The organism is Pseudoalteromonas sp. Z9A4 (assembly GCF_011378845.1).
Taxonomy (GTDB): domain Bacteria; phylum Pseudomonadota; class Gammaproteobacteria; order Enterobacterales; family Alteromonadaceae; genus Pseudoalteromonas; species Pseudoalteromonas arctica.
The window spans coordinates 15,541-37,294 of the sequence record NZ_WTLA01000007.1; the positions used below are offsets into that span (position 1 = coordinate 15,541).

22 protein-coding genes are annotated in these 21,754 nt (G+C 38.4%); 13 read left to right on the top strand and 9 right to left on the bottom strand.

The features are described from left to right. Nucleotides 1-208: 208 nt before the first annotated feature. The 4 genes from GQR54_RS07285 (at nucleotide 209) to queG (ending at nucleotide 4,242) form a co-directional block, all read left to right on the top strand. On the top strand, nucleotides 209-1,075 hold the full coding sequence (locus tag GQR54_RS07285) for a DMT family transporter (protein WP_010554316.1): 867 nt from the start codon (nucleotides 209-211) through the stop codon (nucleotides 1,073-1,075). Then, entirely contained in the window at nucleotides 1,072-1,776 is a 705-nt protein-coding gene (locus GQR54_RS07290; protein WP_165740593.1) for a glycerophosphodiester phosphodiesterase family protein, read from the top strand. Before GQR54_RS07285 ends, GQR54_RS07290 begins: the two co-directional genes overlap by 4 nt. 45 nt (nucleotides 1,777-1,821) lie before the next feature. Next, nucleotides 1,822-3,042, top strand: a complete 1,221-nt coding sequence (locus GQR54_RS07295) for a methyl-accepting chemotaxis protein (protein WP_166376994.1) — start codon at nucleotides 1,822-1,824, stop codon at nucleotides 3,040-3,042. 66 nt (nucleotides 3,043-3,108) lie between these two features. Next, nucleotides 3,109-4,242 carry a tRNA epoxyqueuosine(34) reductase QueG gene (queG, locus tag GQR54_RS07300; RefSeq protein ID WP_024592883.1) on the top strand — a complete coding sequence of 378 codons (1,134 nt, stop codon included), beginning with the start codon at nucleotides 3,109-3,111 and terminating at the stop codon, nucleotides 4,240-4,242. Between the two features lie 46 nt (nucleotides 4,243-4,288). On the opposite strand, the gene GQR54_RS07305 is transcribed toward queG, so the two are convergent. The 3 genes from GQR54_RS07305 to GQR54_RS07315 form a co-directional block, all read right to left on the bottom strand. Beyond that, nucleotides 4,289-5,416 carry a response regulator gene (locus GQR54_RS07305; protein ID WP_166376995.1) on the bottom strand — a complete coding sequence of 376 codons (1,128 nt, stop codon included), beginning with the start codon at nucleotides 5,414-5,416 and terminating at the stop codon, nucleotides 4,289-4,291. A 54-nt stretch (nucleotides 5,417-5,470) separates the two neighbouring features. Then, complete coding sequence (locus GQR54_RS07310) at nucleotides 5,471-7,465, bottom strand: ATP-binding protein (RefSeq protein WP_166376996.1); 1,995 nt, start codon at nucleotides 7,463-7,465, stop codon at nucleotides 5,471-5,473. A 120-nt stretch (nucleotides 7,466-7,585) separates the two neighbouring features. Then, the gene (locus tag GQR54_RS07315) at nucleotides 7,586-8,071 is read right to left on the bottom strand and encodes a GNAT family N-acetyltransferase (protein WP_166376997.1); all 486 of its coding nucleotides are present in this window, start codon (nucleotides 8,069-8,071) and stop codon (nucleotides 7,586-7,588) included. An 81-nt stretch (nucleotides 8,072-8,152) separates the two neighbouring features. Here GQR54_RS07315 and GQR54_RS07320 point away from each other — a divergent pair, with 81 nt between their 5' ends. The 6 genes from GQR54_RS07320 (at nucleotide 8,153) to GQR54_RS07345 (ending at nucleotide 13,609) form a co-directional block, all read left to right on the top strand. Further along, complete coding sequence (locus tag GQR54_RS07320) at nucleotides 8,153-8,728, top strand: glutathione peroxidase (RefSeq protein WP_166376998.1); 576 nt, start codon at nucleotides 8,153-8,155, stop codon at nucleotides 8,726-8,728. Between the two features lie 86 nt (nucleotides 8,729-8,814). Beyond that, nucleotides 8,815-9,096, top strand: coding sequence for a peptidylprolyl isomerase (locus tag GQR54_RS07325; RefSeq protein ID WP_166376999.1), 282 nt, complete (start codon nucleotides 8,815-8,817; stop codon nucleotides 9,094-9,096). 64 nt (nucleotides 9,097-9,160) lie between these two features. Further along, the gene (locus tag GQR54_RS07330; RefSeq protein ID WP_166377000.1) at nucleotides 9,161-9,739 is read left to right on the top strand and encodes a glutathione S-transferase family protein; all 579 of its coding nucleotides are present in this window, start codon (nucleotides 9,161-9,163) and stop codon (nucleotides 9,737-9,739) included. Nucleotides 9,740-9,756: 17 nt separating this feature from the next. Next, nucleotides 9,757-10,107 carry a DUF2750 domain-containing protein gene (locus GQR54_RS07335; RefSeq protein WP_165740589.1) on the top strand — a complete coding sequence of 117 codons (351 nt, stop codon included), beginning with the start codon at nucleotides 9,757-9,759 and terminating at the stop codon, nucleotides 10,105-10,107. Nucleotides 10,108-10,206: 99 nt separating this feature from the next. Then, the gene (locus GQR54_RS07340) at nucleotides 10,207-10,887 is read left to right on the top strand and encodes a hypothetical protein (protein WP_101164452.1); all 681 of its coding nucleotides are present in this window, start codon (nucleotides 10,207-10,209) and stop codon (nucleotides 10,885-10,887) included. 148 nt (nucleotides 10,888-11,035) lie between these two features. Then, complete coding sequence (locus GQR54_RS07345; protein WP_166377001.1) at nucleotides 11,036-13,609, top strand: M1 family metallopeptidase; 2,574 nt, start codon at nucleotides 11,036-11,038, stop codon at nucleotides 13,607-13,609. Between the two features lie 82 nt (nucleotides 13,610-13,691). On the opposite strand, the gene GQR54_RS07350 is transcribed toward GQR54_RS07345, so the two are convergent. Further along, the gene (locus GQR54_RS07350) at nucleotides 13,692-14,057 is read right to left on the bottom strand and encodes a hypothetical protein (protein ID WP_007579906.1); all 366 of its coding nucleotides are present in this window, start codon (nucleotides 14,055-14,057) and stop codon (nucleotides 13,692-13,694) included. 75 nt (nucleotides 14,058-14,132) lie between these two features. Next, a complete protein-coding gene (locus tag GQR54_RS07355; RefSeq protein WP_166377002.1) occupies nucleotides 14,133-15,008 on the bottom strand; it encodes a hypothetical protein in 876 nt (291 codons plus the stop codon). A gap of 157 nt (nucleotides 15,009-15,165) precedes the next feature. On the opposite strand from GQR54_RS07355, the gene GQR54_RS07360 reads away from it, so the two are divergent. The 3 genes from GQR54_RS07360 (at nucleotide 15,166) to yjjG (ending at nucleotide 17,365) form a co-directional block, all read left to right on the top strand. Next, nucleotides 15,166-16,065 (top strand): phosphoribulokinase, encoded by a 900-nt coding sequence (locus GQR54_RS07360; protein WP_166377003.1) that lies wholly within the window; start codon nucleotides 15,166-15,168, stop codon nucleotides 16,063-16,065. A gap of 66 nt (nucleotides 16,066-16,131) precedes the next feature. Continuing rightward, on the top strand, nucleotides 16,132-16,677 hold the full coding sequence (gene yjjX, locus GQR54_RS07365) for an inosine/xanthosine triphosphatase (protein WP_166377004.1): 546 nt from the start codon (nucleotides 16,132-16,134) through the stop codon (nucleotides 16,675-16,677). Between the two features lie 13 nt (nucleotides 16,678-16,690). Then, the gene (gene yjjG / locus GQR54_RS07370) at nucleotides 16,691-17,365 is read left to right on the top strand and encodes a pyrimidine 5'-nucleotidase (protein WP_166377005.1); all 675 of its coding nucleotides are present in this window, start codon (nucleotides 16,691-16,693) and stop codon (nucleotides 17,363-17,365) included. 92 nt (nucleotides 17,366-17,457) lie between these two features. Here the strand turns inward: yjjG and lpxC are convergent, their stop codons facing one another. The 4 genes from lpxC to GQR54_RS07390 form a co-directional block, all read right to left on the bottom strand. Continuing rightward, on the bottom strand, nucleotides 17,458-18,369 hold the full coding sequence (lpxC, locus tag GQR54_RS07375; RefSeq protein WP_007582940.1) for a UDP-3-O-acyl-N-acetylglucosamine deacetylase: 912 nt from the start codon (nucleotides 18,367-18,369) through the stop codon (nucleotides 17,458-17,460). Between the two features lie 106 nt (nucleotides 18,370-18,475). Then, nucleotides 18,476-19,723 carry a cell division protein FtsZ gene (ftsZ, locus tag GQR54_RS07380; protein ID WP_166377006.1) on the bottom strand — a complete coding sequence of 416 codons (1,248 nt, stop codon included), beginning with the start codon at nucleotides 19,721-19,723 and terminating at the stop codon, nucleotides 18,476-18,478. Between the two features lie 21 nt (nucleotides 19,724-19,744). Next, complete coding sequence (gene ftsA, locus GQR54_RS07385; protein WP_010554299.1) at nucleotides 19,745-20,977, bottom strand: cell division protein FtsA; 1,233 nt, start codon at nucleotides 20,975-20,977, stop codon at nucleotides 19,745-19,747. Further along, the gene (locus tag GQR54_RS07390; RefSeq protein ID WP_166377007.1) at nucleotides 20,974-21,753 is read right to left on the bottom strand and encodes a cell division protein FtsQ/DivIB; all 780 of its coding nucleotides are present in this window, start codon (nucleotides 21,751-21,753) and stop codon (nucleotides 20,974-20,976) included. The genes ftsA and GQR54_RS07390 overlap by 4 nt, the downstream gene beginning before the upstream one ends. Nucleotide 21,754: the final 1 nt, after the last annotated feature.

Genomic DNA, 21,754 nt, shown 5'->3' on the forward strand with positions numbered 1-21,754 from the left:
CTCTAGCACTTCATTAATAGTTAAGCTGATTAAAATTAAAGAATTCATAATTATCCCCTGTTGAGTAAGGTAACTATGCCAGCGTACAAAAATAATAAGAGTGTGAAGTGTCATCAACTTTTATGACATTTGTCATGCGATAAAAAAATTCATCTTAAGAATTTTTAAGCAATGTTAATATGTTCAAAAAGTACAACAAGGAAACTAAATGCAATCTCAGCAGCAAAGTTTAATTTATTTGCACATAGCGGTATTACTTTTTGGCGGAACCGCTTTATTTGCCAAGCTTATTGGTTTAAATGCTTTAGATATTACCGTTTACAGAACTGCAATTGCAGGAATGGCTATTTTAGCCATGCTGTATTTTCAAAAAAAACAAATTAAACTAAACAAGCCTAAAGACTACCTTATTGCATTATTTTTAGGTGTTGCGGTGGGTATTCACTGGGTAACCTATTTTGCTGGTATGCAAATGGCCGGTATAACAATTGGGATGTTGGCATTTTTTAGCTACCCCGTAATGACGGTATTTTTAGAGCCCTTATTTAATAAAAGCAGGCCAAAAGCAAAAGATATAATAAGTGCGGCGGTGGTTGTTTTAGGGATTTACCTGTTAGTACCAAGTGCAAACTTGGGCGACGATGTAACCTTAGGTGTAATAACAGGTGTGATATCGGCATTGTTTTTTTCAATCAGAAACATTACCCATAAGCGCTACTTTAGCCAATATGGTGGCCCGCAAACGATGTTTTATCAAACCTTAGTGGCAAGCATTATGCTGTGCGCATTTATAGAAGTGCCGGTATATGAGGTTAGTCATCACGACCTAATTTTAATTGCCATAGCGGGTGTTATTTTTACAGCTACACCGCACTCGTTATTTGCAGCAAGTTTAAAGCATTTATCAGCGGCAACTGCGGGGTTAATTTCTTGCTTACAACCACTTTATGGCACCATACTGGCTATAGTAATTATTCATGAACGTCCTACTGTTATGACGTTAGTTGGTGGAGCACTTATTGTTAGTGCCGCTTGTTTTGAAACGTGGTCAATCACTAAAAAGGCTCGACAATGAAAGTATTTGCACACCGTGGTGCCAGTGGGGATTTTCCTGAAAACACCAAAAGCGCTATTTTAGAAGCGTTAAAAGTAGGTGTTGATGGTATTGAAGTAGATATTCAAAGTTCCATCGATGATTACATGTTAATACACGACTCATGGCTCGATAGAACCACCAGCGGTAAAGGTAGAGTGAGTAACTTTACGGCACATGAACTATCTAAACTTGATGCTGGAAATGGTGAAAAAATTCCCACTCTTCAACAGTTGTTTGATTGGAATAACAATAAATCTTTATTAAATATTGAGCTTAAACATACATTTGAACTAGAAAGGTTTGTGGCTCAACTTGAAGAAAATATTGAAGCTAACAAAATATCGAAAGCGAATATTTTAGTATCATCGTTTGATCATCATCAACTACAGTGGCTTAAAAGCAAGCTACCATGGCTTAAAATAGGCGCCCTTACTTCTTCTATTCCAATTAACTATGCAAAGTTTGCAAGTGATTTAAACGCTTATAGCGTACATGCAGATAAAACCTTTATAAATAAGGCTTTTGCCGATGATGCAAAAAAAAGAGGCTTAAAGATTTATGCTTATACGGTCGATAGAGAACAAGATATAGCGCTAATGCTTGAGTATGGCATAGACGGAATTTTTACAAATTACCCAGCGCGAACCAAAGCTTACTTGTTATCGTTACAAAAAAGCTAACTTACACCTCCCTAACTAAAATAAGAATCGTAGGGCTTAAGCATAATGAGTAGTTTTATGAAAATTTATAACTATATAGAGCAAACATTCTTTTTTACGTTAACGCGTAAAATAATCGGTAATTTAAGTTTTGTATTATTGTTCCAAGCAATTACGTTATTTTGGCTGCATCAGAGTTTAAGCGAACAACAGCAAAGTACAGGGCTATTTTGGCTGCTTACGCTTGTTATTATATCTGGTTTTATTTTTACTCTTTTTTATATGCGTTTTTTAATTGTTCGCCCTGTTACCGCTATGCGCGATACTTTGATAAAAATAAACCAACAAGATGCAAATTTAGCAGCAAAACTTCCCCACTTTTCGTATGACGAATTTAAAGATTTAAGTTCACAATATAATATATTTACTGCCCATTTAAGTGAGTTACTCAGCACAACATATAACAGTGCTCAAGCTAGTGCACACAGTAATATACAAGTCACTGAATCGATGAAAAATACTGAGCAATCAAGTGAGCAACAAATACAGTTAAGCCACAGTATTATTAATGGCAGTATGCAAATAACCCAAAGCTTACAAAACATAGTAAATAATACAGATAGCGTGCATAACGTTAATAATGAACACCTTAACTTTGTAAAACTATCTGCGTCAGAACTCGCTGCTTTAGTAAAGCAGGTTAAACTTATTACTAATATGCTAGGTAGCTTTTCAAATACAATTGCGGGACTGAAAGAGAACAGTGAAAACATTCGTAGTATTTTAAAAATGGTTGAAGAGTTTTCCGATCAAACTAATTTGTTAGCCCTTAACGCCGCAATAGAAGCAGCTAGAGCGGGTGAAGCTGGTAGAGGGTTTGCCGTAGTTGCAGACGAAGTACGCACACTTTCAATAAAGGTAAGTGGCGCAACTAGGCAAATAAGCGACTTTATTACTCAAATGAATGAGCTAGTAAATGAAACAAATAAAGAGTCAGAGCAATTAATGACTCACTCCAATAATGCACAAAGCTCAATTAGTGCAACCTGTGAGGGTTTTACAAAAATGCTTAGTGAGTTTGAGCACAACCAACAGCAACTACAACAAATAGCCAGTGCTGTACATACGCTTGAGGGCACTCAAACTAATACTCACCAATCGGTAGAGCAAATCGTAGCTTTAGGTGAGCAAGCTAAACAGCAAATAGATACGGCATTAGCCGATAGCGAGCAATCTCAACAGTTAAGCTTACAAACTCAGCAACAGTTAAAGCGCTTTGTGCGCTAAGAGGCGTTTTCGGGCTCAGAGAAATATGGTAAATTACGCAGCTATTAATTTAAGTGTGTGAAGTGTGTGAGCAACCCTACCCCAGACTATGAAAAATTAGCCCTGCAAATAAAAACCTGGGGACAAGAGCTTGGCTTTAGCGAAGTGGGCATTACTGATATTGACCTATCTAAGCACGAAGCCCAATTGCAACGTTGGCTTGATGCTGGCTACCACGGCTCGATGGATTATATGGCTGCTCACGGTATGAAACGCGCCCGCCCTGCTGAATTAATCCCTGGTACACAGCGTGTTATATCCGTAAAAATGAATTATCTCCCTCCCGATGCTGGCTTTGCAAAAACCTTAAAAAATAAAGAAAAAGCATACATAAGTCGTTATGCACTGGGTCGTGATTACCATAAATTAATGCGTAATCGTTTAAAAAAACTCGGCCAAAAAATAGAGCAAGAAATTGGCGAATATGGCTTTAGACCCTTTGTAGATTCAGCTCCTGTACTTGAGCGTCAACTCGCCGAAAAAGCCGGTTTAGGGTGGCGTGGTAAGCATTCGTTGTTAATTAATCAAGAGGCAGGATCGTGGTTTTTTTTAGGTGAGCTATTTATTGATTTACCCCTACCAATAGATGCAGAGAACACGTTTGAAGGCTGCGGTAAATGTGTTGCTTGTATTACTCTTTGCCCAACAGGTGCAATTGTAGAGCCTTACGTTGTTGATGCACGTAAATGCATATCGTACTTAACGATAGAACACCAAGGACCCATCCCCGAACAATACCGAACTTTATTAGGCAACCGTATTTATGGCTGCGATGATTGCCAGTTAGTATGCCCTTGGAATCGTTATGGACAAATAACAGATGAAAATGATTTTCATCCCCGTACTCAATTAAAAAATAAAGATTTACTTGAGCTATTTGCTTGGGATGAGCCTACATTTTTAAAAAATACCGAAGGCAGCCCTATTCGCCGCATAGGTCACGAACGTTGGTTACGTAATATAGCGGTCGGTTTAGGTAATGCAGAGTTTAGCCCGGCTATTATTCATGCCTTACAAGATAAAAGCCAAATATGCAGCGAGCTTGTTTTAGAACATATTGAATGGGCGCTTGCTCAACAAAACGATAAACAACGATTACAAATTCGTAAAACGGCTAGGTTAATCAGAATCGTAGAAAAAGGCTTACCCAGAGATGCATAATGCAGTTGGAGTAAGCCTTAAAGTAACATTATTTAATTAAGTATATTTAGCTCTTTAAAAGCAATGACAGGTCTTGCTCAATTTCAGAAAAAGCTGCTTTTACCTGTTTAACAGACCTCTCTGAGGCCACTGAGTTTTGGAAAGTTTCATCTACTTTTTTATAAATAAACACCTCCTGATCTTCATCTAATCCCATTGATGGGATACGTTCTGCGAGTCCTTCTTGTAACTGTTTAAACACTTTTTCGTTGTTTTGACGATTGTCATTCAATAAGCTAATTAAGCCATTAAACTTACTATGAACTGTACTTGCTACGGCATTAAGTTTTGCGTGTTGTGATTCAAGCATTTTCTTAGTCATGATGGCGCGTAGCTGCTGCTCGGTAACACTGACAATAAAACATACATGGTCACGGATACGCCCATGTTTGTCTGGGTCGTGATCTGGCATATTTAAAATAAGTAAGCTGATCAATTCATAGTTAACTAAAATTCGGTGCGAAAATTCATGTAAGCGCCCTTTATTTTTAAGCATCTCAAATAACTCCACCACAATAGGTGAACACACGCCATTTAATGCAAAGTGGCTTATTTGATCATTATCTCTAAACTCAATATTACTTTGTAAATCGAAAGACTGTAGGCAATCTATAAGCGCTTTACCTAGCTCTTGAGGGTCGTTAATAAAACCTATATTTTCGACGTAGTTAACTATTTTCCCCATTTCACTACTATTAGCCATTGCATTAAATGCAGTTGATGTAGCATCTTCAACTTGTTTTTCAAGACTTTGCTTTTCAACGAGTACTTGGTTTAAATTTTTAAGCTTTGACTTAAGTTCGTCATGGCCAAAAGGTTTTACAATATAATCTTCTGCACCAACCGAGTAGCCTTCCATACGCTCTTCAACTGTGCCTCGAGCAGACACAAACATAACAATAATGTGTGCCGTATTTGGATTTGCTTTAAGTGCTTTACATACTTCATAGCCATTCATTTGCGGCATACTTACGTCGAGCAATATAACCTGAGGCATATAGCCTTCAACCATGTTTAAACACTCAGGACCACTTGTTGCTACTTGTAATTCAAAATCAAGCTCCTCTAAAATTTCATCAATAATTTCAAGGTTAAAGGGTTCATCATCAACGGCAAGTATTTTAGTTAAGGCCATAATTTATCATCCATTCAAATTCTCAAAAAAGTTACTTGGCTTGCCAAAAAACAATTAATTACTGTGTTGTATTAATTGCTCTTCAGCCAAATGATCATCTAGATTTATTTCTAATGGCACCTGTATAGATATAGTTGCACCACCATTTTCGTTGTTACGTGCAGTGATCTCACCTTGATGTAAAGACACAAACTCTCTACACAATGCAAGGCCCAATCCGGTACCACCGGCACCGCTATTTGTTTTGCTGCTTTGTACAAACTTAGTAAAAATATGTTCCAGCTCATCTTCTGGTATACCGACCCCATTATCGGTAACCTCTATAGTAGCAAATCGACTATCTGACTCTAAATTTATCTGTATTTTACTTTTTGGTTCACTAAATTTGAGTGCATTACCTAATACGTTTCGAAGTAACTGGTTTATTTGCTCTTCATCACACTGCGAAATTACAGGTAGCGGCTGCTCGGTAAATACAATCTCAATTTCTTTCTCCATTGCCGTACCAGATACATCATCAATACTTGTTTTAATGATGTTAGCTAGATTATACGGACGAGGATTAAATGGAAACTTACCCACATCTAACTTAGATAGATCGAGTAAATTATTCAGTAATGACAGTAAACGCTCACCACTACTCTCTATTCGCGATAGGTATTTAATGAGTTTTTCTTTTGCAAAATCTCCAGCATCTAATTTGCTTAAACCAAAACGTGAAAAACTTAAAATCGAATGCATTGGTGTGCGAAGTTCATGTGACATATTTGCTAAAAATTCTGATTTACTTAAATTTGCAGCTTCAGCAATATTTTTTGCATGTTCAAGCTGTGAGGTACGCGCTCTTACTTGCTCTTCAAGGATATCTTTTGCTTCAAGTAGTAAATCTTCTTTTTGCTTAAGGTGGGTTACATTTTTAAATATTACGGCAAGTGCTATTTCTCCGTGATGATCTATCTCATTAAAAGATCCCACTAGCGGTATATAGCCCCCTGCTGTTTTAGATAAACGTAAGTCGCAACTAAATTGGCGATTACTATTTAATGTCGATATTTTATTTTTAATACCTAATGTTGAATCATCATCTAAAAAGCTAAATACTGATTTACCTTCTAGTTCGTTAAACGGTAAGTTAAATAGTTTTAAACAGGCATCATTAGCTTCTATCACTCTACCGCATTTCTCAAACAACATAATTGCATCGGGCGTATGCTTATAAATAACCTGAAGTAGGCTGTCTTTTTCAATCAGGGCATCAACCGTATCTTGTAGCCTTTCGACAAGTTCTGCGTTATGGCGTTTTAATAACTCTGTTTGCCACAGTTTATGTATTGATTGTAATAATGAGCTGTCGTTCAATGGCTTAATAAGTACGTCTTCTACACCTTGACGAATAGCTTCAATCATTGAAACTTGATCGGGACGTGAGGTAAATAATAAGCAACGGCAATGTGGTTGCATTATTTTTAAGTTTGAAAAAATTTCTAGACCAGTTCCGTCATCTAAAACAAAATCACTTATCAGTATATCGATTTGCTTTTCTTTCGTAATTTCTAAAGCTTCTGCAGAGGTGGTTGCTGTATGGGTCTCGATATGAGCACCGATCAAGCTGTTTTTCATTTTTTCGAGGCGCTCAGGAACATGATCGACGAGTAAAATAGCGGGTAATTGCAAAATATGATTGGAGCCTAATTCTAGTAGGCTCTCTAAAAGAGAAGTAATTTCTTTATTAGAAAAAAACGGGTAGATCACGGTTGCGTCAGGCGCAACATGATTGAGCTCACTAAACGCAGTTAGTTGCTCACCGCTTTGTGCTTTTGGAGCAAGCAGCATAAAACGCTCTTGCGCTACTTGACTAACAAGCGGTTTTATAGAATCAACAGGCACACCATGGGCAACAACAACTAAGTCGTAGTCGCCTATATTGATATACATGTCTAGCATGCTGAAATGAATTAATTCGACTTCACATCCTATTAATTCTAAAAGCACTTTCACACGCATTGCGATGACACTGCTACTATCAACAATTAATATTTTTCGAATCATCAAGCTAAACTTAAAATTAATAAACTTAATATGTTAATAGCGTAGTCTATTTTTACTTGATTAGCATAAATCCTTATATTTATTTTGTAAAAAAACATAAGGAGTTTTTACTATAATTTATTAGAGGTGTTTTCCAAAAATAGTAAGGCTGTACGCCTTATCATCCATTATGGCAACGCTTGGCAACTCCCCCCATATTTCAAAATTAAAATGTTTAAACAGATTAACGCTGGGTGTGTTATGACTAAAAATAAAGCCGAGTAATACTTTCATATTTAACTGCTTAGCTTGTGTTTGAGCAAATATCATTAGCTTTTTACCAAGCCCTTTACCTTGCGCTTTACTGGTAATGTAAATGCTCATTTCTACTGTACCATCATAAGCAGGGCGCCCATAAAACGACTTATAACTTACCCAAGCAAGTACTTGGTTATTTTCGCAGTAAACATAAATAGGCCTTTTATCGTTGTGGCTATTAAACCAGTCACGCTTTTCATCAACGCTCACTTCTTGCGTATCTGCTGTTACCATTCGCCCTGCAATGGTTTCGTTATAAATTGCTACAATTTCATTAAGATCATTAATAGTTGCTAAACGGATTGTCATAGGTCATTAGAGTGTTGATCAATTTGTTCCATATTAGCGTATGATTATCCATTCAAACAATCGTAAAGTTTAGGTAATGTAATGCTTAAAATAATTATAATAGGTTTAACGGCTTTACTTATTAATGCTCCCCTTCAAGCTCAAACACCATCAATCATAAATAAAACCTCTACACAGGACTGCCAAGATTTTACCAATGTAGATATACGAAAGCTTCGCTCAAAAGAATCTATTAACTTGTGCCAATTTAAAAATAAACCTTTGTTAATAGTAAACACGGCAAGTAATTGTGGTTTTACATATCAATTTAAAGGCCTTGAAGCGCTATATCAACAATACAAAGAGCAAGGTTTAGTCGTATTAGGGTTCCCCTCTGATGACTTTTTTCAAGAAGAAGACAATGAAAAAGAAACAGCGAAAGTATGCTTTGTAAATTATGGTGTAACTTTTCCCATGTTTGCCACCAGCAAAGTTCGTGGTAGCGAAGCAAATCCAATTTTTAAATATTTGAATGAGCAAACTAGCTCTCCAAATTGGAACTTTTATAAATACTTAGTGTCTGCTGATCGTAAAACAGTTTTACGGTTTAACAGCAAAGTGGCACCTAATTCAGAGCTAATGATTACTGCAATTGAAACTGCGTTTTCTGATAAATAAGTTTATACTGGTACAATTAGTTGAAACTAACTAGAATGATATTTTAATTTGGTTAAAAAAACACCACACTATATTCGGGAGATTTTATGACAGTAGCAAGCGCACGACATATACTTGTAGACAGTGAAGCACAATGCTTAGACTTAAAAACAAAAATTGAGCAAGGCGAAGACTTTGCTGAATTAGCAAAAGCACATTCTAATTGCCCTTCAGGTCAGGATGGAGGTGCTCTTGGTGAGTTTGGCCCTGGTATGATGGTTCCAGAGTTTGATAAAGTTGTGTTTTCTGCGCCAATGAATCAAGTACAAGGCCCGGTACAAACTCAATTTGGTTATCATTTACTTGAAGTTACTAGCCGTTCAGAATAAATTAAACTGTACTGTAAGTAACATTTAATAAAAGCCGCTTATGCGGTTTTTTTATGGAGTAATTATGCAATTAATTGGTTCTGTACCTTCACCTTACGTGCGTCGCATTAGAATTTGGGCACAACAAAACAGCTGCAAACTAGAGCTTGTAAGTCTCGATATATTTTCTGAGCAAGATCGCCCGACTATGGTCAGTAAAAATCCAGCTCGAAAAATCCCAATCCTGGTAGATGGCGATTTAACACTTAGCGATTCTAATTCTATATTGCGTTATTTACTTGAAAAAACAGGTCAGCCAAAACTAACGTGGCCTCAAGAGCACTTACTTACGACTATAAACGCTTGTAACGATTCGTTAGTAGAAATGGTGTTATGTAAACGTTCTGGATTTGACACCAAAAGCGATAAATTATTTTTTAATCTGCAAAACGAACGTATTGAACAAACATTAAGCTTTTTAAATACCCATTTAAGCGATGAAGAATTTAAAAGCTGTGAATACCTCAACATCAGTTTATACTGCCTGCTTGATTGGATTTGCTTTCGCGAATTAGCTGACTTTAGTCAGCATTCAGCGCTTGTTGCTTTTCATAAGCAATATGACGAGCGCCAAGCAGCAATAGATACCAATCCTCGTCACTAATTTAAAAGGGTAAATACATGAGCGATATCGAAATTGAATCACAACTAGTTAACTTCGTAGAAAAAGTACGTATTAGCGAAGTAATTTGGGCACTTGGTGCAGAAGATAATGGCTTTGTAGTGTGCGATTCTAACCAATTTGATGAAACTGACGTATTACTGCTTTGGGAAAGTGAAGCAGCAGCTAAAGCACAATGTAAAGAAGAATGGAAAGACTACAGCCCAGTAGAAATCAATCTTGATGAGTTTTTAGATGCATGGGTTGAAGACTTAAACGAAGACAACGCACTTGTTGGCATTAACTGGAATGATGACCAAGTATGCACAGAAATTGAGCCTACAGGTTTAGCTCGCGCATTGAGTGAATAATACTTTATACGCTTTACGTTAAAAGCGAATAAAACCCGACTAGCATCTACTGCTAGTTGGGTATAAAATAAAACACATCATTATTTTCAAGGTATTACGTTGAAAACCCATCTTGGTCGTCGGCCCTTTTCAGCCATGGAACTGCACACTCTTTATAATGGATATATATACGGTGATTTTAAAGTTGCACGAGAGCAACCAAAACACTGGCATTTTTGGCTCCCTTTAATTGCATATTATAGCGGTGCTTATAGCGATGAGATTGGTTACTTAACGCTTGATGATCTGTCCCTTGAAAAAAACGTCTTATGTTTTAATTTTCATACCCACGGTAAAATAAAACCTCGCCTAGTTCCTGTACATCAAGCACTTATAAATGCTGGATTTAATGAATATATAACGTTCATCAAATCGCAAAACCAACACCGATTAATGTTCGACTTACCGGCTAAAACTGGCAGGTACAGTGAAAAAGTCCGCATTTGGTTTTCAGGGGAAGGTGAGCGAGCCGGTTACCTGCAAAAATGTGATATACCAAACGTAGATCAACTCGGCATGAAAACAGCAATAAGCAGTCTTCGTCTTAACTTTGAGCAACAAATGCGCATATACGCCCTGCAAGCTAACTCTAAAGACACATTTAATTATTTAATGGGCTTTAACGAGTATCCACAGGATGTGTTTAGCGATACCCACTTATTAAATACCGTTGTCCAACAAATACGTATTATTAACTCACACCTGCATTGGCAGCGTTTTATAACACGCGAAAGCCACTGACAAACTTTGTTACTATTTCCCCTTAAAGTCACCGTTATAATCAATTACTCTATTTAAAAAAACTGTTAGGATATCTAACCCCCTAATTATATGAGCATAAAAAAGCCTATTTAGGGTAGTTTCTAACAACAACAATCTAGGGATCACTATGTTTCTTAAAAGCCTCTTAACAGTGAGCGTTGCTTTAGCAATGGGTGCTGCAAACGCTAACGAATTCGTTATTGAAAAACTCGCAAAACCAAGTTCACAACAGGTGTCGTTAACACTCGACCCGAGCCAAGATACATTCACAGGGATGACTGAGATTTCCCTAGAAGTACTAAAACCAACAAAATACATTGAGTTAAATGGCGTAGCTTACGCTGTTAAAATGGCGCAACTGCTTGGCGACGAAAACTGTGATTTAAACAACGAAATGCTTAAAACAGGTAAAGTAAAATTTAGCTGTGATGAGCAAATTCAACCAGGTAAATATACACTTAAAGTTGATTTTTCAGCGCCATATAACCGTCAAAGTGTTGGTTTATACAAAACATTAGACCAAGGCACTCCTTACTTATTTACTCAATTTGAAATGAGTGATGCACGCCGTGCATTTCCTGTTTTTGACGAGCCAAGTTACAAAATTCCATTTCAGTTAACGATTACTGCGCCTACATCACAAAAAGTATATTCAAATACGCCAGAGTTAAAAACAACAGTTAATGGCGATATGACCACACACTTTTTTGATAAAACACCGCCAATCCCTTCATACCTAGTAGCAATGGCTGTTGGCCCGTTTGAAGAATTAGAAATTAAAGGTATGCCAATTCCTGGTCGTGTAATTACCCCTCAAGGTAAAATTCACTTAGCCCAATACGCAAAAGAAAACATGCCAAAAGTACTGGGCGCACTTGAAGCGTATTTTGGTATTCCTTACGTTTACAAAAAATTAGACTCAGTAGCAGTGCCAGAGTTTCCATTCGGCGCAATGGAAAACTCAGGCTTAGTAACCTACAGAGAAGATATTTTATTGGTTGATTTAGCTGCCGCAACACGCAGTAAAAAACAGCGTAATGTATCTATTATTGCCCACGAACTGGCTCACCAATGGTACGGTAACTTAGTAACCATGAAATGGTGGAACGACTTATGGTTAAACGAAGCGTTTGCTAGCTGGATGGCAGCTAAAATTACTAAGCAGCTTAACCCTGAGTTTGAATCGCACTTAGACTTACCACAAAACAACGTAATGGCACTTGATGCACGCCTAAGCACCAAGCCTATTCGTAAGCCAATTAAAACCGAAGCCGACATTATGGATGGTTTAGGTCTTGCTTACAGTAAAGGCAGCTCAGTACTTGCTATGGTCGAAAACTGGATTGGCGAAGATGCATTTCAAAAAGGTATTCAAAGCTACTTAAAAGAGTTTTCATATAAAAACGCAGAAGCGGCCGACCTATGGGAAGCACTTGGTAAAGCATCAAATAAAGACGTAGCGAGTGTTTTAAAATCGTTTATTGAACAGTCTTCTTTCCCACTAGTTAAAGTAACTCAACAAGGTAGCAAAGTAACTATTTCACAAAGCCGCTTTGTAAATGCAGGCGTTGATGCGCCAGAGCAGTTATGGAATGTACCGGTTGCAATTAAATATGGTGCTGGCGATAAAGTAAAAACAGCAAATGTATTACTTAATAAACAAAGCCAAACGCTAGACTTAGACTTTGAGCCAGAATGGATTTATCCAGATCAGGGTGCACTAGGCTACTACCGCTGGGTAATGGATGACGCACAATTTAGCGCACTTGTTAAAAAGGCGCCAAGCGTACTGAGTGACCGTGAACGCTTAGCGTTGTTATCGGCTACTGATGCACTACTTGACGCTGGTGTTATATCTGCTGCTAAGTTAATGCAAACACTTGAAGTGTTCGTAAGCGATAGCCATCCTCGCGTAGCAAATACCGCACTAGGTTACTTAGTATCGCAACAACGTACTTTTAAAGACGATAGCAATAAAGACCTATGGCCTGAATTTATTCGTAATGCAGTAACGCCTGCAGCTAAAAAATATGGTTTAGAAGCTAAAGCGGGAGAAGACGGAGCTATTGCACAACTTCGTGCGGCCGTTGTATCACGCTTAGGTTTTGATGGTGAAGATCAAAACGTAATCAGTAAAGCGAAAGAACAAACACAAGTTTATTTAAATGATCCACAAAAAGTAGACCCTTACTTAGCGGGTACGTACTTAACTCTTGCTGCTTTTCATGGTGACAAAGCGCTGCTTGATCAATTCATGACAACGTTTAAAACAACGAAAGATCCACAAGTACGCACTAACATGCTTGCTGCAATGGGCTTTTTTGGTAAACCTGAATTACAAAAAGCGGTATTAGCTTATAGCTTAACGGATGAAGTAACTGCCTCTGACATGCGTACTATTTTGTCAGGTCAAAGTTATACAGATGAGCGCCAAGCGTTATTTATTGACTGGGTTTACAGTAACTACGATAAAGTAACAGCAAGCTTACCGCCTTTCTTTATTCCTAACTTACCGTACTTTACAACGGCGAGTTGTAATGCAGAAAGCTTAGCTAAAACAAAGACCTTTTTTAACGAAAAAGTAGCTGATGTAGCCGGTTACGCTCGTACATTAAGTAAGCTTGAAGAAAGTACAAACGATTGTATCGCGCTTAAAACACGTGAACTAGAATCGGTTAATAGCTTCTTAAAAAGTAAGTAACCCTTAGGTTTATTAAGCTATAAAAACACAAAAGCCGCTGAATATAAATTCAGCGGCTTTTTACGTTTATATTTTTGCTTTATTAATTACCAATAATCATCGTTAGCTTAGCAATAAAGTCTTTTGCTGCTTGCTCAGAGTTTATTTTAAATGCCACACCGTAGTGAATAGGCTGAGCACTTTTAAAAATACGTGTAGGAAAGCGTGTCATCTCGCTGCTATGAAAGTAGCCTTGCGCACGCGTTACGCCATCAATATCACTAAAGTCATCGCTAAACACCTCAAATGCTGGGCGAATTACTATTTTACCCTTACCGCTTTCGCTGTGGGTATAAAATGCTTCTTTAGAGTTTACTAACATGTACTCTGCAATATTTTTAATCTTAAAATTACTTCTACACTGTAATTTAATGAGCTGTTCTGTCAGCTCGTCTGCACTATAAGCCACGTGTAATCCCTATTAGTTAATTTGCGTATTAGATTAACGCATACACACAATAAAATCTGAATTTATTTGTCTGCTTTACTGCGTTATATCACATACAAAAGCGAGTTTTTCATTGTTGTAACTCATTCTTGTTATATTTGTTTCGCAGTAGGTGCTTAAATTAAGCCATTGCGATACTTCATCACTTCCATCAAGTTTACGCTGATAAACGCGGTTTTTAATAGCATAAGCGATAGTTGCATCATCTTTCAAAATAAAATCTTGAACTTGAGCAGGTAACCTTAGTAGGTCTTCAACTTGTTTATCCTGTGGATTAAAACTCGCTAAAATATGTTGCTCGTTTTTAGTGTAACTAAATAAAAATGCAGCTGTAGAGTTGTTATAAATAAGCGTTCGGCCAATATTACTGGCAGCTATTTTCCCCTTCGCTTGTGCAACAGAAGTATATTGAAGAGTATGAGGCTTTCCTAAAATAAACATTACTAAATCATTTTGAACACCCCATGCATGGTACCCAACAGGTTCAATCCAATCAAAAATACGACTTGGCGCATCTTCGCTTTTGAGTGGGTATTGCCACAGTTTTTGCTTACCATCTGCCTCTACAACAATCGCTGATACTGTATCACCACTTGGCATAACCGTTGGTGAATATTCGCTTACGGGAGAGTTACTGATATTAATAACTTTTTTTGATGTTAAATCATAATAAGCAATATCGGTTTGGCTTTGCTCACCTGCAATCACCTCATGAGTAAAGTATAAACCTGTACTTGTTAAGTACGGTTGGTTGTTATAACTGTTTTTATCACTCACTATACTAACTTGTACCCCGAAAGGTGTATTTAAATCAGCAAGTAATACTTGGCTTTTTGGCATGCTAGCCTGCGCCATAATTGGGCTAAGCGCTGCTATAGAAAAGACCCCAAGTAATGGTTTAATAAGTTTCATGCTTTCTCTCGTTTTAATTTTAAGCACCTCATGATAACGTTATTTGCTGATGGCGTCACTTGAGCTAAGTCAGTCAACTCTTAAGATACCCAAACGGCTTAAAATAATGTTAAGTTTAGTCTGGTTATAAAACCTGGTCCTAAAAAAGAGAATTAACATGTCAGCTAAAAATCCTATTATTGCGATTACGGGTTCGTCTGGTGCGGGTACAACCACCACAACCAATGCAATTAAACATATTTTCCGTAGCCTTAATATTGAAGCGGCTTTTATCGAAGGAGATAGCTTTCATCGTTACACTCGCCCTGAAATGGATAAAAAAGTACGTGAAGCACAACAAGAAAATAAACACATTAGTTACTTTGGCCGAGAAGCAAATGACTTTGGTGCTTTAGAAGCGTTGTTTGAAAACTATAGTGAAACAGGCCAAGGTAAGTTACGCCGATACTTACACACCTTTGATGAAGCCGTCCCATACAATCAATTACCGGGTACATTTACTCCTTGGCAAGACCTTGATAGTAATACTGATATTTTGTTTTATGAAGGGTTACACGGTGGTGTAGTTGATCAAGATGTAAACGTTGCAAAGCATGTCGATTTATTAATAGGCATGGTACCTATTATTAACCTTGAATGGATTCAAAAATTAATACGCGATACATCCGAACGAGGCCACTCCCGCGAAGCGGTTATGGGCTCTATTGTACGCAGTATGGATGATTATATTAATCATATAACCCCTCAGTTTTCTCGCACCCATATTAATTTTCAACGTGTGCCGACCGTTGATACCTCAAATCCATTTAGTGCCAAAGATATTCCATCGCTAGATGAAAGCTTTGTCGTTATTCGCTTTAGAGGGATTGATGATGTTGATTTTCCTTATTATTTACGCATGATCGAAGGCAGTTTTATGTCTCGTATTAATACGCTTGTAGTACCAGGCGGCAAAATGGGCTTGGCTATGGAGCTTGTGCTTACCCCATTAATTAAAGATATTATTTTGAAAAAGCGTGCACTGGAAAACCTAGCACCACTCGATTTACCTATTTGATTACCGACTCTTTTTTGTTAAAGCTAACTCACGTACACTGCTGATTTTGCTCAAGGTGAGATCAGCATGTCACAACAATTAAAAATTATTGTCGGTTCTAAAAATCCTGTAAAAATAAATGCCGCTAAACATATTTTTACTATGTATTTTCCAGAATGTATCATTGACTGTGAAGGTGTGAATGCTCCCTCAGACGTGCCCGATCAGCCTATTGGCGAAGACGAAACACGTATTGGCGCGCAAAACCGTGTTAATTATTGTAAAGAGCACCACCAAGCTCACTATTACGTTGCAATGGAAGGCGGTGCAGAACAATTTAGCTATGGTGCAGCAACCTTTGCTTACGTTGTTATTGATAATGCCTTAAATCAAGTTGTAGGGCGTAGCAGCAACCTTCCTCTACCCCAAGTACTTTATAATGCATTACTTAAAGGTGAAGAACTTGGCGATGTAATGGACAAAGCATTTAATACCACCAACGTTAAACAAAAAGGTGGCGCTATTGGTCTACTTACCAACAATCATGCCACGCGCGAAAGTACCTATACACAAGCACTCACTTTAGCTATGGCGCCTTTTTTACACCCTGAGCTATACAGCCAAACAAATTAATTTAGGAAGTTTAATGAAGTACAACTATATATTGTTTGATGCAGACGAAACCTTATTTAGGTTTGATATTTTAGCGGGCATGACTCGCATGTTTAAAGCTTACAACGTAGATTTTAGCCAAGACGATTATATTCATTATCAAAAAACCAATAAGCAGCTGTGGGTTGATTATCAAAATGGCACTATTAGCGCAGATTACTTACAAGTAACACGCTTTAATGAGTGGGCTTCAAAACTTAATGTGCCAGCAAAAGAGCTAAACGATGCTTTTTTAGATTCTATGGCGCAAATTTGCGAGCCATTACCTGGTGCTATTGAGCTTTTAAATAAACTTAAACCAAATACTAGATTAGGTATTATTACTAACGGATTTGCCCGCTTACAAACCGTACGCCTTGAGCATACTGGCTTAAAAGATATGTTTGAATGGTTAGTTATATCTGAACTTGTAGGTATAGCAAAACCGAATAAAGCGATTTTCGAGCACACATTTGAGCTAATGGGTAACCCAGATAAAAGCGAGATACTTATGGTGGGTGATACTGCTGCAAGTGACATACTTGGCGGCAACAATGTTGGTATTGATACTTGCTGGTTACAGCACCCTGGTGAGCAATTAGCCGACGGAATAAAGCCAACCTATACCGTAGCTAGTTTAAATCAGTTACAAGCTCTTTTGGAGTTATAATAAATTATAGAGCTATTAAATTTCACGCAAAAAAATGACGCTAATTAGCGTCATTTTTTATAACTGTTTTTCGAGCTGCTCTTTTACTGCTTTTAGGCTGGAGCTAACTCAAGACCGGGTGCAGGCATCGTCACAGGCGTTTCAAATGTTGCCCACTCCCATGCTGACTCTGTAGCCATAATTTTACGAAGTAATTTATTATTTAAATCATGACCCGATTTAAATGCAGTTACTTTACCTAAAAGATTATGGCCTGTCATAAACATGTCACCAACACAGTCTAATATCTTATGCTTAACAAACTCGTCGCTATAACGTAAACCGTTAGGATTTAAAACTTTGAACTCATCAAGTACCACAGCACTATCCATGCTACCACCTAGCGCTAGGTTGTTTGCATGCATGTATTCAATATCTTTCATAAATCCAAAAGTACGCGCACGGCTAATTTCTTCAATAAAGCTTTGCGTTGTTATATCCAACCCAATACGTTGGCGACTTTCATTGATAGCTGGGTGGTTAAATGCAATCTCAAAGTCGATATGAAAACCATCATATGGTTCAACTTCAGCCCACTTATCACCTTCTTCAATGCGTACTTTTTCTTTAATACGGATAAAGCGTTTAGCAACGTTTTGCTCTTCAATTCCGCCTTTTTGTAACAGATATATGAATGGTAATGCACTACCATCCATAATCGGCACTTCTGAGCTATCTAATTCTACAATTAGATTATCAATCCCCATTGCAGCCACGGCTGCAATAAGATGCTCAGTAGTTGATAAGCGAACACCATCTTTGTTAATTAAACAGGTACACAACTGCGTATCACCAACGGCTTCAGGTGTTGTTTCAAAATCAACAACCGGATCAAGGTCGACACGACGAAATACAATCCCAGTATTTGCGCTCGCAGGTCGGAGAGTTATTGTGACCTTCTCACCTTTATGAAGTCCAATTCCTATGGCTTTGACTACTTCTGCAATCGTACGCTGTTTAATCATAGGTATGCTCACTTTTAAATCAGTTACAGTTAGACGACGGAGTTTAACATAAATCCTTTTGCCTTTCAATATTTGTACGTATATCAAACAAAAGTATGATTAAATATTAATCAGCCTGCTTGCGTAAGAAAGCGGGAATATCAAAATAATCACCGCCTTCTGATTTATCTACTTTCTTACTGTTTTGCGCTGAAGAACTTGATGCACTGCTTGAACTAGTTGAAGGCGCTTTTTCTTTGCTTTGCGTTTGCGCTTTATCAGTGCTTTCTTCAGCATTTGTATCTTGGCTTGCAAAGCTTGGTACGTACATGCTGCTCGTTTGGTTTGATGTGCTTGCAACATCAGAACCTGATGCTTTTTTAAAGCCGTTATCAACAATACCAAACTGTGGACGACGATCGCCGCCTAAGCCAGTTGCAACAACCGTTACACGTAGCTCATCAGTCATTTCTGGGTCGATTACCGCACCAACAACAACCGTTGCGTTTTCTGACGCAAGTGCTTTAACGTGATTACCAACAATTTCAAATTCTTCAATCGCAATGTCCATACCTGCGGTGATATTAACTAAGATACCTTTAGCACCTGTTAAATCAACGTCTTCTAGTAGTGGGCTTGAGATAGCCGCTTCTGCTGCTTCTTGTGCACGATCAGGACCTGACGCAGACGCCGTTCCCATCATTGCAGTACCCATTGCAGACATTACAGTTCTAACATCGGCGAAATCCACGTTAATTAAACCAGAACGTGTAATTAGCTCTGCTATACCTTGTACCGCACCAAATAATACGTCATTAGCTTTAGCGAAGGCATCTAGAAGTGTAGTCCCTTTTCCTAAAACTTTAAGCAATTTATTGTTCGGAATTGTAATAAGTGAATCTACAATTTCTGACAATTCATTAATGCCTTGTTCAGCGGCTGCTGCACGTTTTTTACCTTCAAAATCAAAAGGACGTGTTACAACTGCAACGGTTAAAATACCGAGTTCTTTAGCAATTTTAGCAACTACTGGTGCTGCACCAGTACCTGTACCACCGCCCATACCGGCTGCAATAAATACCATATCGGCGCCTTCAAGACTGGCACGAATTGTATCTGCATCTTCTTCAGCCGACTTACGGCCTACTTCAGGGTTTGCGCCCGCACCCAACCCAGAGGTTATTTGCGTGCCTAGCTGAACTGTAATATCGGCAGCAGAGTTACGTAATGCTTGCGCATCCGTATTAGCGGCTATAAAACGCACGCCTTCTATTTGTTGTTTAACCATGTGCTCAACAGCGTTACCGCCACCACCGCCCACGCCGATTACTTTTATTACAGCTTCTTCGCTGTGTTGTTCCATTATATCAAACATGTTTACTCTCCGACTTGAGTCTTAAAACTCGCCTTGGAACCATTTAGTAATGCGGTTCCACCAATTATTGTTATCCTCTGCTTTCGACTTTTGTGCATTCATCGATTGCATGGTACGCCCGTATTGTAACAAACCAACAGCGGTTGCGTACGAAGGATCATCTACATAGTCTGTCAAACCAACCATCCCGATTGGCTTGCCTATTCTTACTGGCATTTGGAAGATATCTTCTGCCACTTCCATCGCGCCAGTCATTTTAGCAGTTCCGCCTGTTATAACGAGACCTGCCGCAATTTGGTCTTCTAAGCCTGAACGACGAATTTCTTCCATCGCAAGCTCAAATAATTCTCTAAAACGAGGCTCTACCACCTCAGATAATGTATGGCGCGACATTAACCTTGCTGGTCGCCCGCCCACACTTGGTACTTCAATTGTGTCTTCGCTACTTGCCATTTGGCTACTGGCACATGCGTATTGTACTTTGAGTGACTCTGCATGTGATATAGGTGTGCGAAATATTTTTGCAATATCACCAGTAACTTGGTTACCCGCCACTGGAATAACCGCAGAGTGACGCAATGCACCATTAATATAAATGGTGATATCCATAGTACCGCCCCCTATATCAAGTACTGCAACACCAAGCTCTTTTTCATCTGGCGTAAGCACTGAATAACATGATGCTAAAGCAGTAAAGATAAGTTGATCAACTTCAAGACCACAGCGCTCTACGCATTTCTCGATATTTTTTGCCATATCGTTTGAACACGTAATAATATGTGCACGCGCTTCCATACGAACACCACTCATACCAAGTGGGTTTTTAATGCCCTCTTGCATGTCGATACTGTATTCTTGCGGCAATGCATGCAGCATTTTACGCTCTGCCGAAATAGGCACAGAGCGCGCAATATGAATTACATTTTCAATGTCTTCGTCAGTGACTTCAGTGTTGTTAATTGCCACCACGCCACTTTCGTTTTGACACTGTATATGTTTGCCAGAAATACCCAAATACACAGAGCTAATACGACAATCAGCCATTAGCTCGGCTTCATCTATTGCTCGGCGAATAGACTCAGACACTAAGTTTAAATCGTTAACGCCGCCTTTATCCATACCATGAGATACTTGGCTGCCCACACCAACAATGCTGAGCTTGTTATCTGCGGTGATTTCGCCTACCGTGGCAACCACTTTCGAGGTGCCAACGTCTAACCCTATTACTAGGTTTCTTTCTGCTGACTTAGTCATGCCTTACTCTTATTTTGTAATTGTTCTTCTTGCACTGGCTTAAAGCTGACTGCAAGGCCGGTATCATACCGTAAATCTATTGTATCTACTTGTGCATCTGCACGTTGTTCCATTCGTGGATAAACGTCTATAAAACGTTGTACACGCTTGGCTTTATCTTTACGTCCTAAATTCAAACGTATTCCGTTATCTAACCATAGTTGCCACGAAAAGCGCTCCGACAATGCCAAACTTGTTAACGTTAAGCCGTTAACTTTTAGCATTTCATCAAATTGCTTAAAAGCAATCCACGCTTCCTCTTCGCTGCCTTCTGGGCCGTATAACTGCGGTAAGTTATCATCTAACTTATCGCTGTTGGCTTGAAATGCTTGACCACTTTGGTTGAGCAATAAGTCGCTATTCCAATGTGCTACTACTTCATGTTCAACAACATATACTTGTATAGTATCAGGCCATTGTTTACGTACCGAAGCGGTAGCAACCCAGGGCAAGTCTTGTACTAGCTGCTGCACATGCTTAACATCAAGTTCAAAAAAACTACTTAAATCGGCTTTTTTAATCGCTTTTATAATTGCCGTTTCATCTGTGTATTTAGGCTGCCCTTGCACTGTAAGGTGCTTAATTTGAGCATCCTTGTTTTCAACTAACCAATCCGATACACCTGTCGTAATTTGCACTAAGCCAATTACAACAATCAGAAAAAAGCTCACACCAAAAATCAAAGACCAATTAAGTTTCAGTTTGATTTCCTGAGCTTTTTCTAAAAGGGGATGCATA

Coding starts and splice junctions, on each gene's coding strand:
- yjjG (WP_166377005.1), top strand. CDS start 16,691: ATGAAGTACAACTATATATTGTTTGATGCAGACGAAACCTTATTTAGG.
- GQR54_RS07315 (WP_166376997.1), bottom strand. CDS start 8,071: ATGACAATCCGTTTAGCAACTATTAATGATCTTAATGAAATTGTAGCA.
- GQR54_RS07345 (WP_166377001.1), top strand. CDS start 11,036: ATGTTTCTTAAAAGCCTCTTAACAGTGAGCGTTGCTTTAGCAATGGGT.
- GQR54_RS07295 (WP_166376994.1), top strand. CDS start 1,822: ATGAGTAGTTTTATGAAAATTTATAACTATATAGAGCAAACATTCTTT.
- yjjX (WP_166377004.1), top strand. CDS start 16,132: ATGTCACAACAATTAAAAATTATTGTCGGTTCTAAAAATCCTGTAAAA.
- GQR54_RS07355 (WP_166377002.1), bottom strand. CDS start 15,008: ATGAAACTTATTAAACCATTACTTGGGGTCTTTTCTATAGCAGCGCTT.
- GQR54_RS07320 (WP_166376998.1), top strand. CDS start 8,153: ATGCTTAAAATAATTATAATAGGTTTAACGGCTTTACTTATTAATGCT.
- GQR54_RS07310 (WP_166376996.1), bottom strand. CDS start 7,465: ATGATTCGAAAAATATTAATTGTTGATAGTAGCAGTGTCATCGCAATG.
- ftsA (WP_010554299.1), bottom strand. CDS start 20,977: ATGACTAAGTCAGCAGAAAGAAACCTAGTAATAGGGTTAGACGTTGGC.
- GQR54_RS07325 (WP_166376999.1), top strand. CDS start 8,815: ATGACAGTAGCAAGCGCACGACATATACTTGTAGACAGTGAAGCACAA.
- GQR54_RS07285 (WP_010554316.1), top strand. CDS start 209: ATGCAATCTCAGCAGCAAAGTTTAATTTATTTGCACATAGCGGTATTA.
- GQR54_RS07330 (WP_166377000.1), top strand. CDS start 9,161: ATGCAATTAATTGGTTCTGTACCTTCACCTTACGTGCGTCGCATTAGA.
- GQR54_RS07335 (WP_165740589.1), top strand. CDS start 9,757: ATGAGCGATATCGAAATTGAATCACAACTAGTTAACTTCGTAGAAAAA.
- ftsZ (WP_166377006.1), bottom strand. CDS start 19,723: ATGTTTGATATAATGGAACAACACAGCGAAGAAGCTGTAATAAAAGTA.
- GQR54_RS07305 (WP_166376995.1), bottom strand. CDS start 5,416: ATGGCCTTAACTAAAATACTTGCCGTTGATGATGAACCCTTTAACCTT.
- GQR54_RS07360 (WP_166377003.1), top strand. CDS start 15,166: ATGTCAGCTAAAAATCCTATTATTGCGATTACGGGTTCGTCTGGTGCG.
- lpxC (WP_007582940.1), bottom strand. CDS start 18,369: ATGATTAAACAGCGTACGATTGCAGAAGTAGTCAAAGCCATAGGAATT.
- GQR54_RS07390 (WP_166377007.1), bottom strand. CDS start 21,753: ATGCATCCCCTTTTAGAAAAAGCTCAGGAAATCAAACTGAAACTTAAT.
- GQR54_RS07290 (WP_165740593.1), top strand. CDS start 1,072: ATGAAAGTATTTGCACACCGTGGTGCCAGTGGGGATTTTCCTGAAAAC.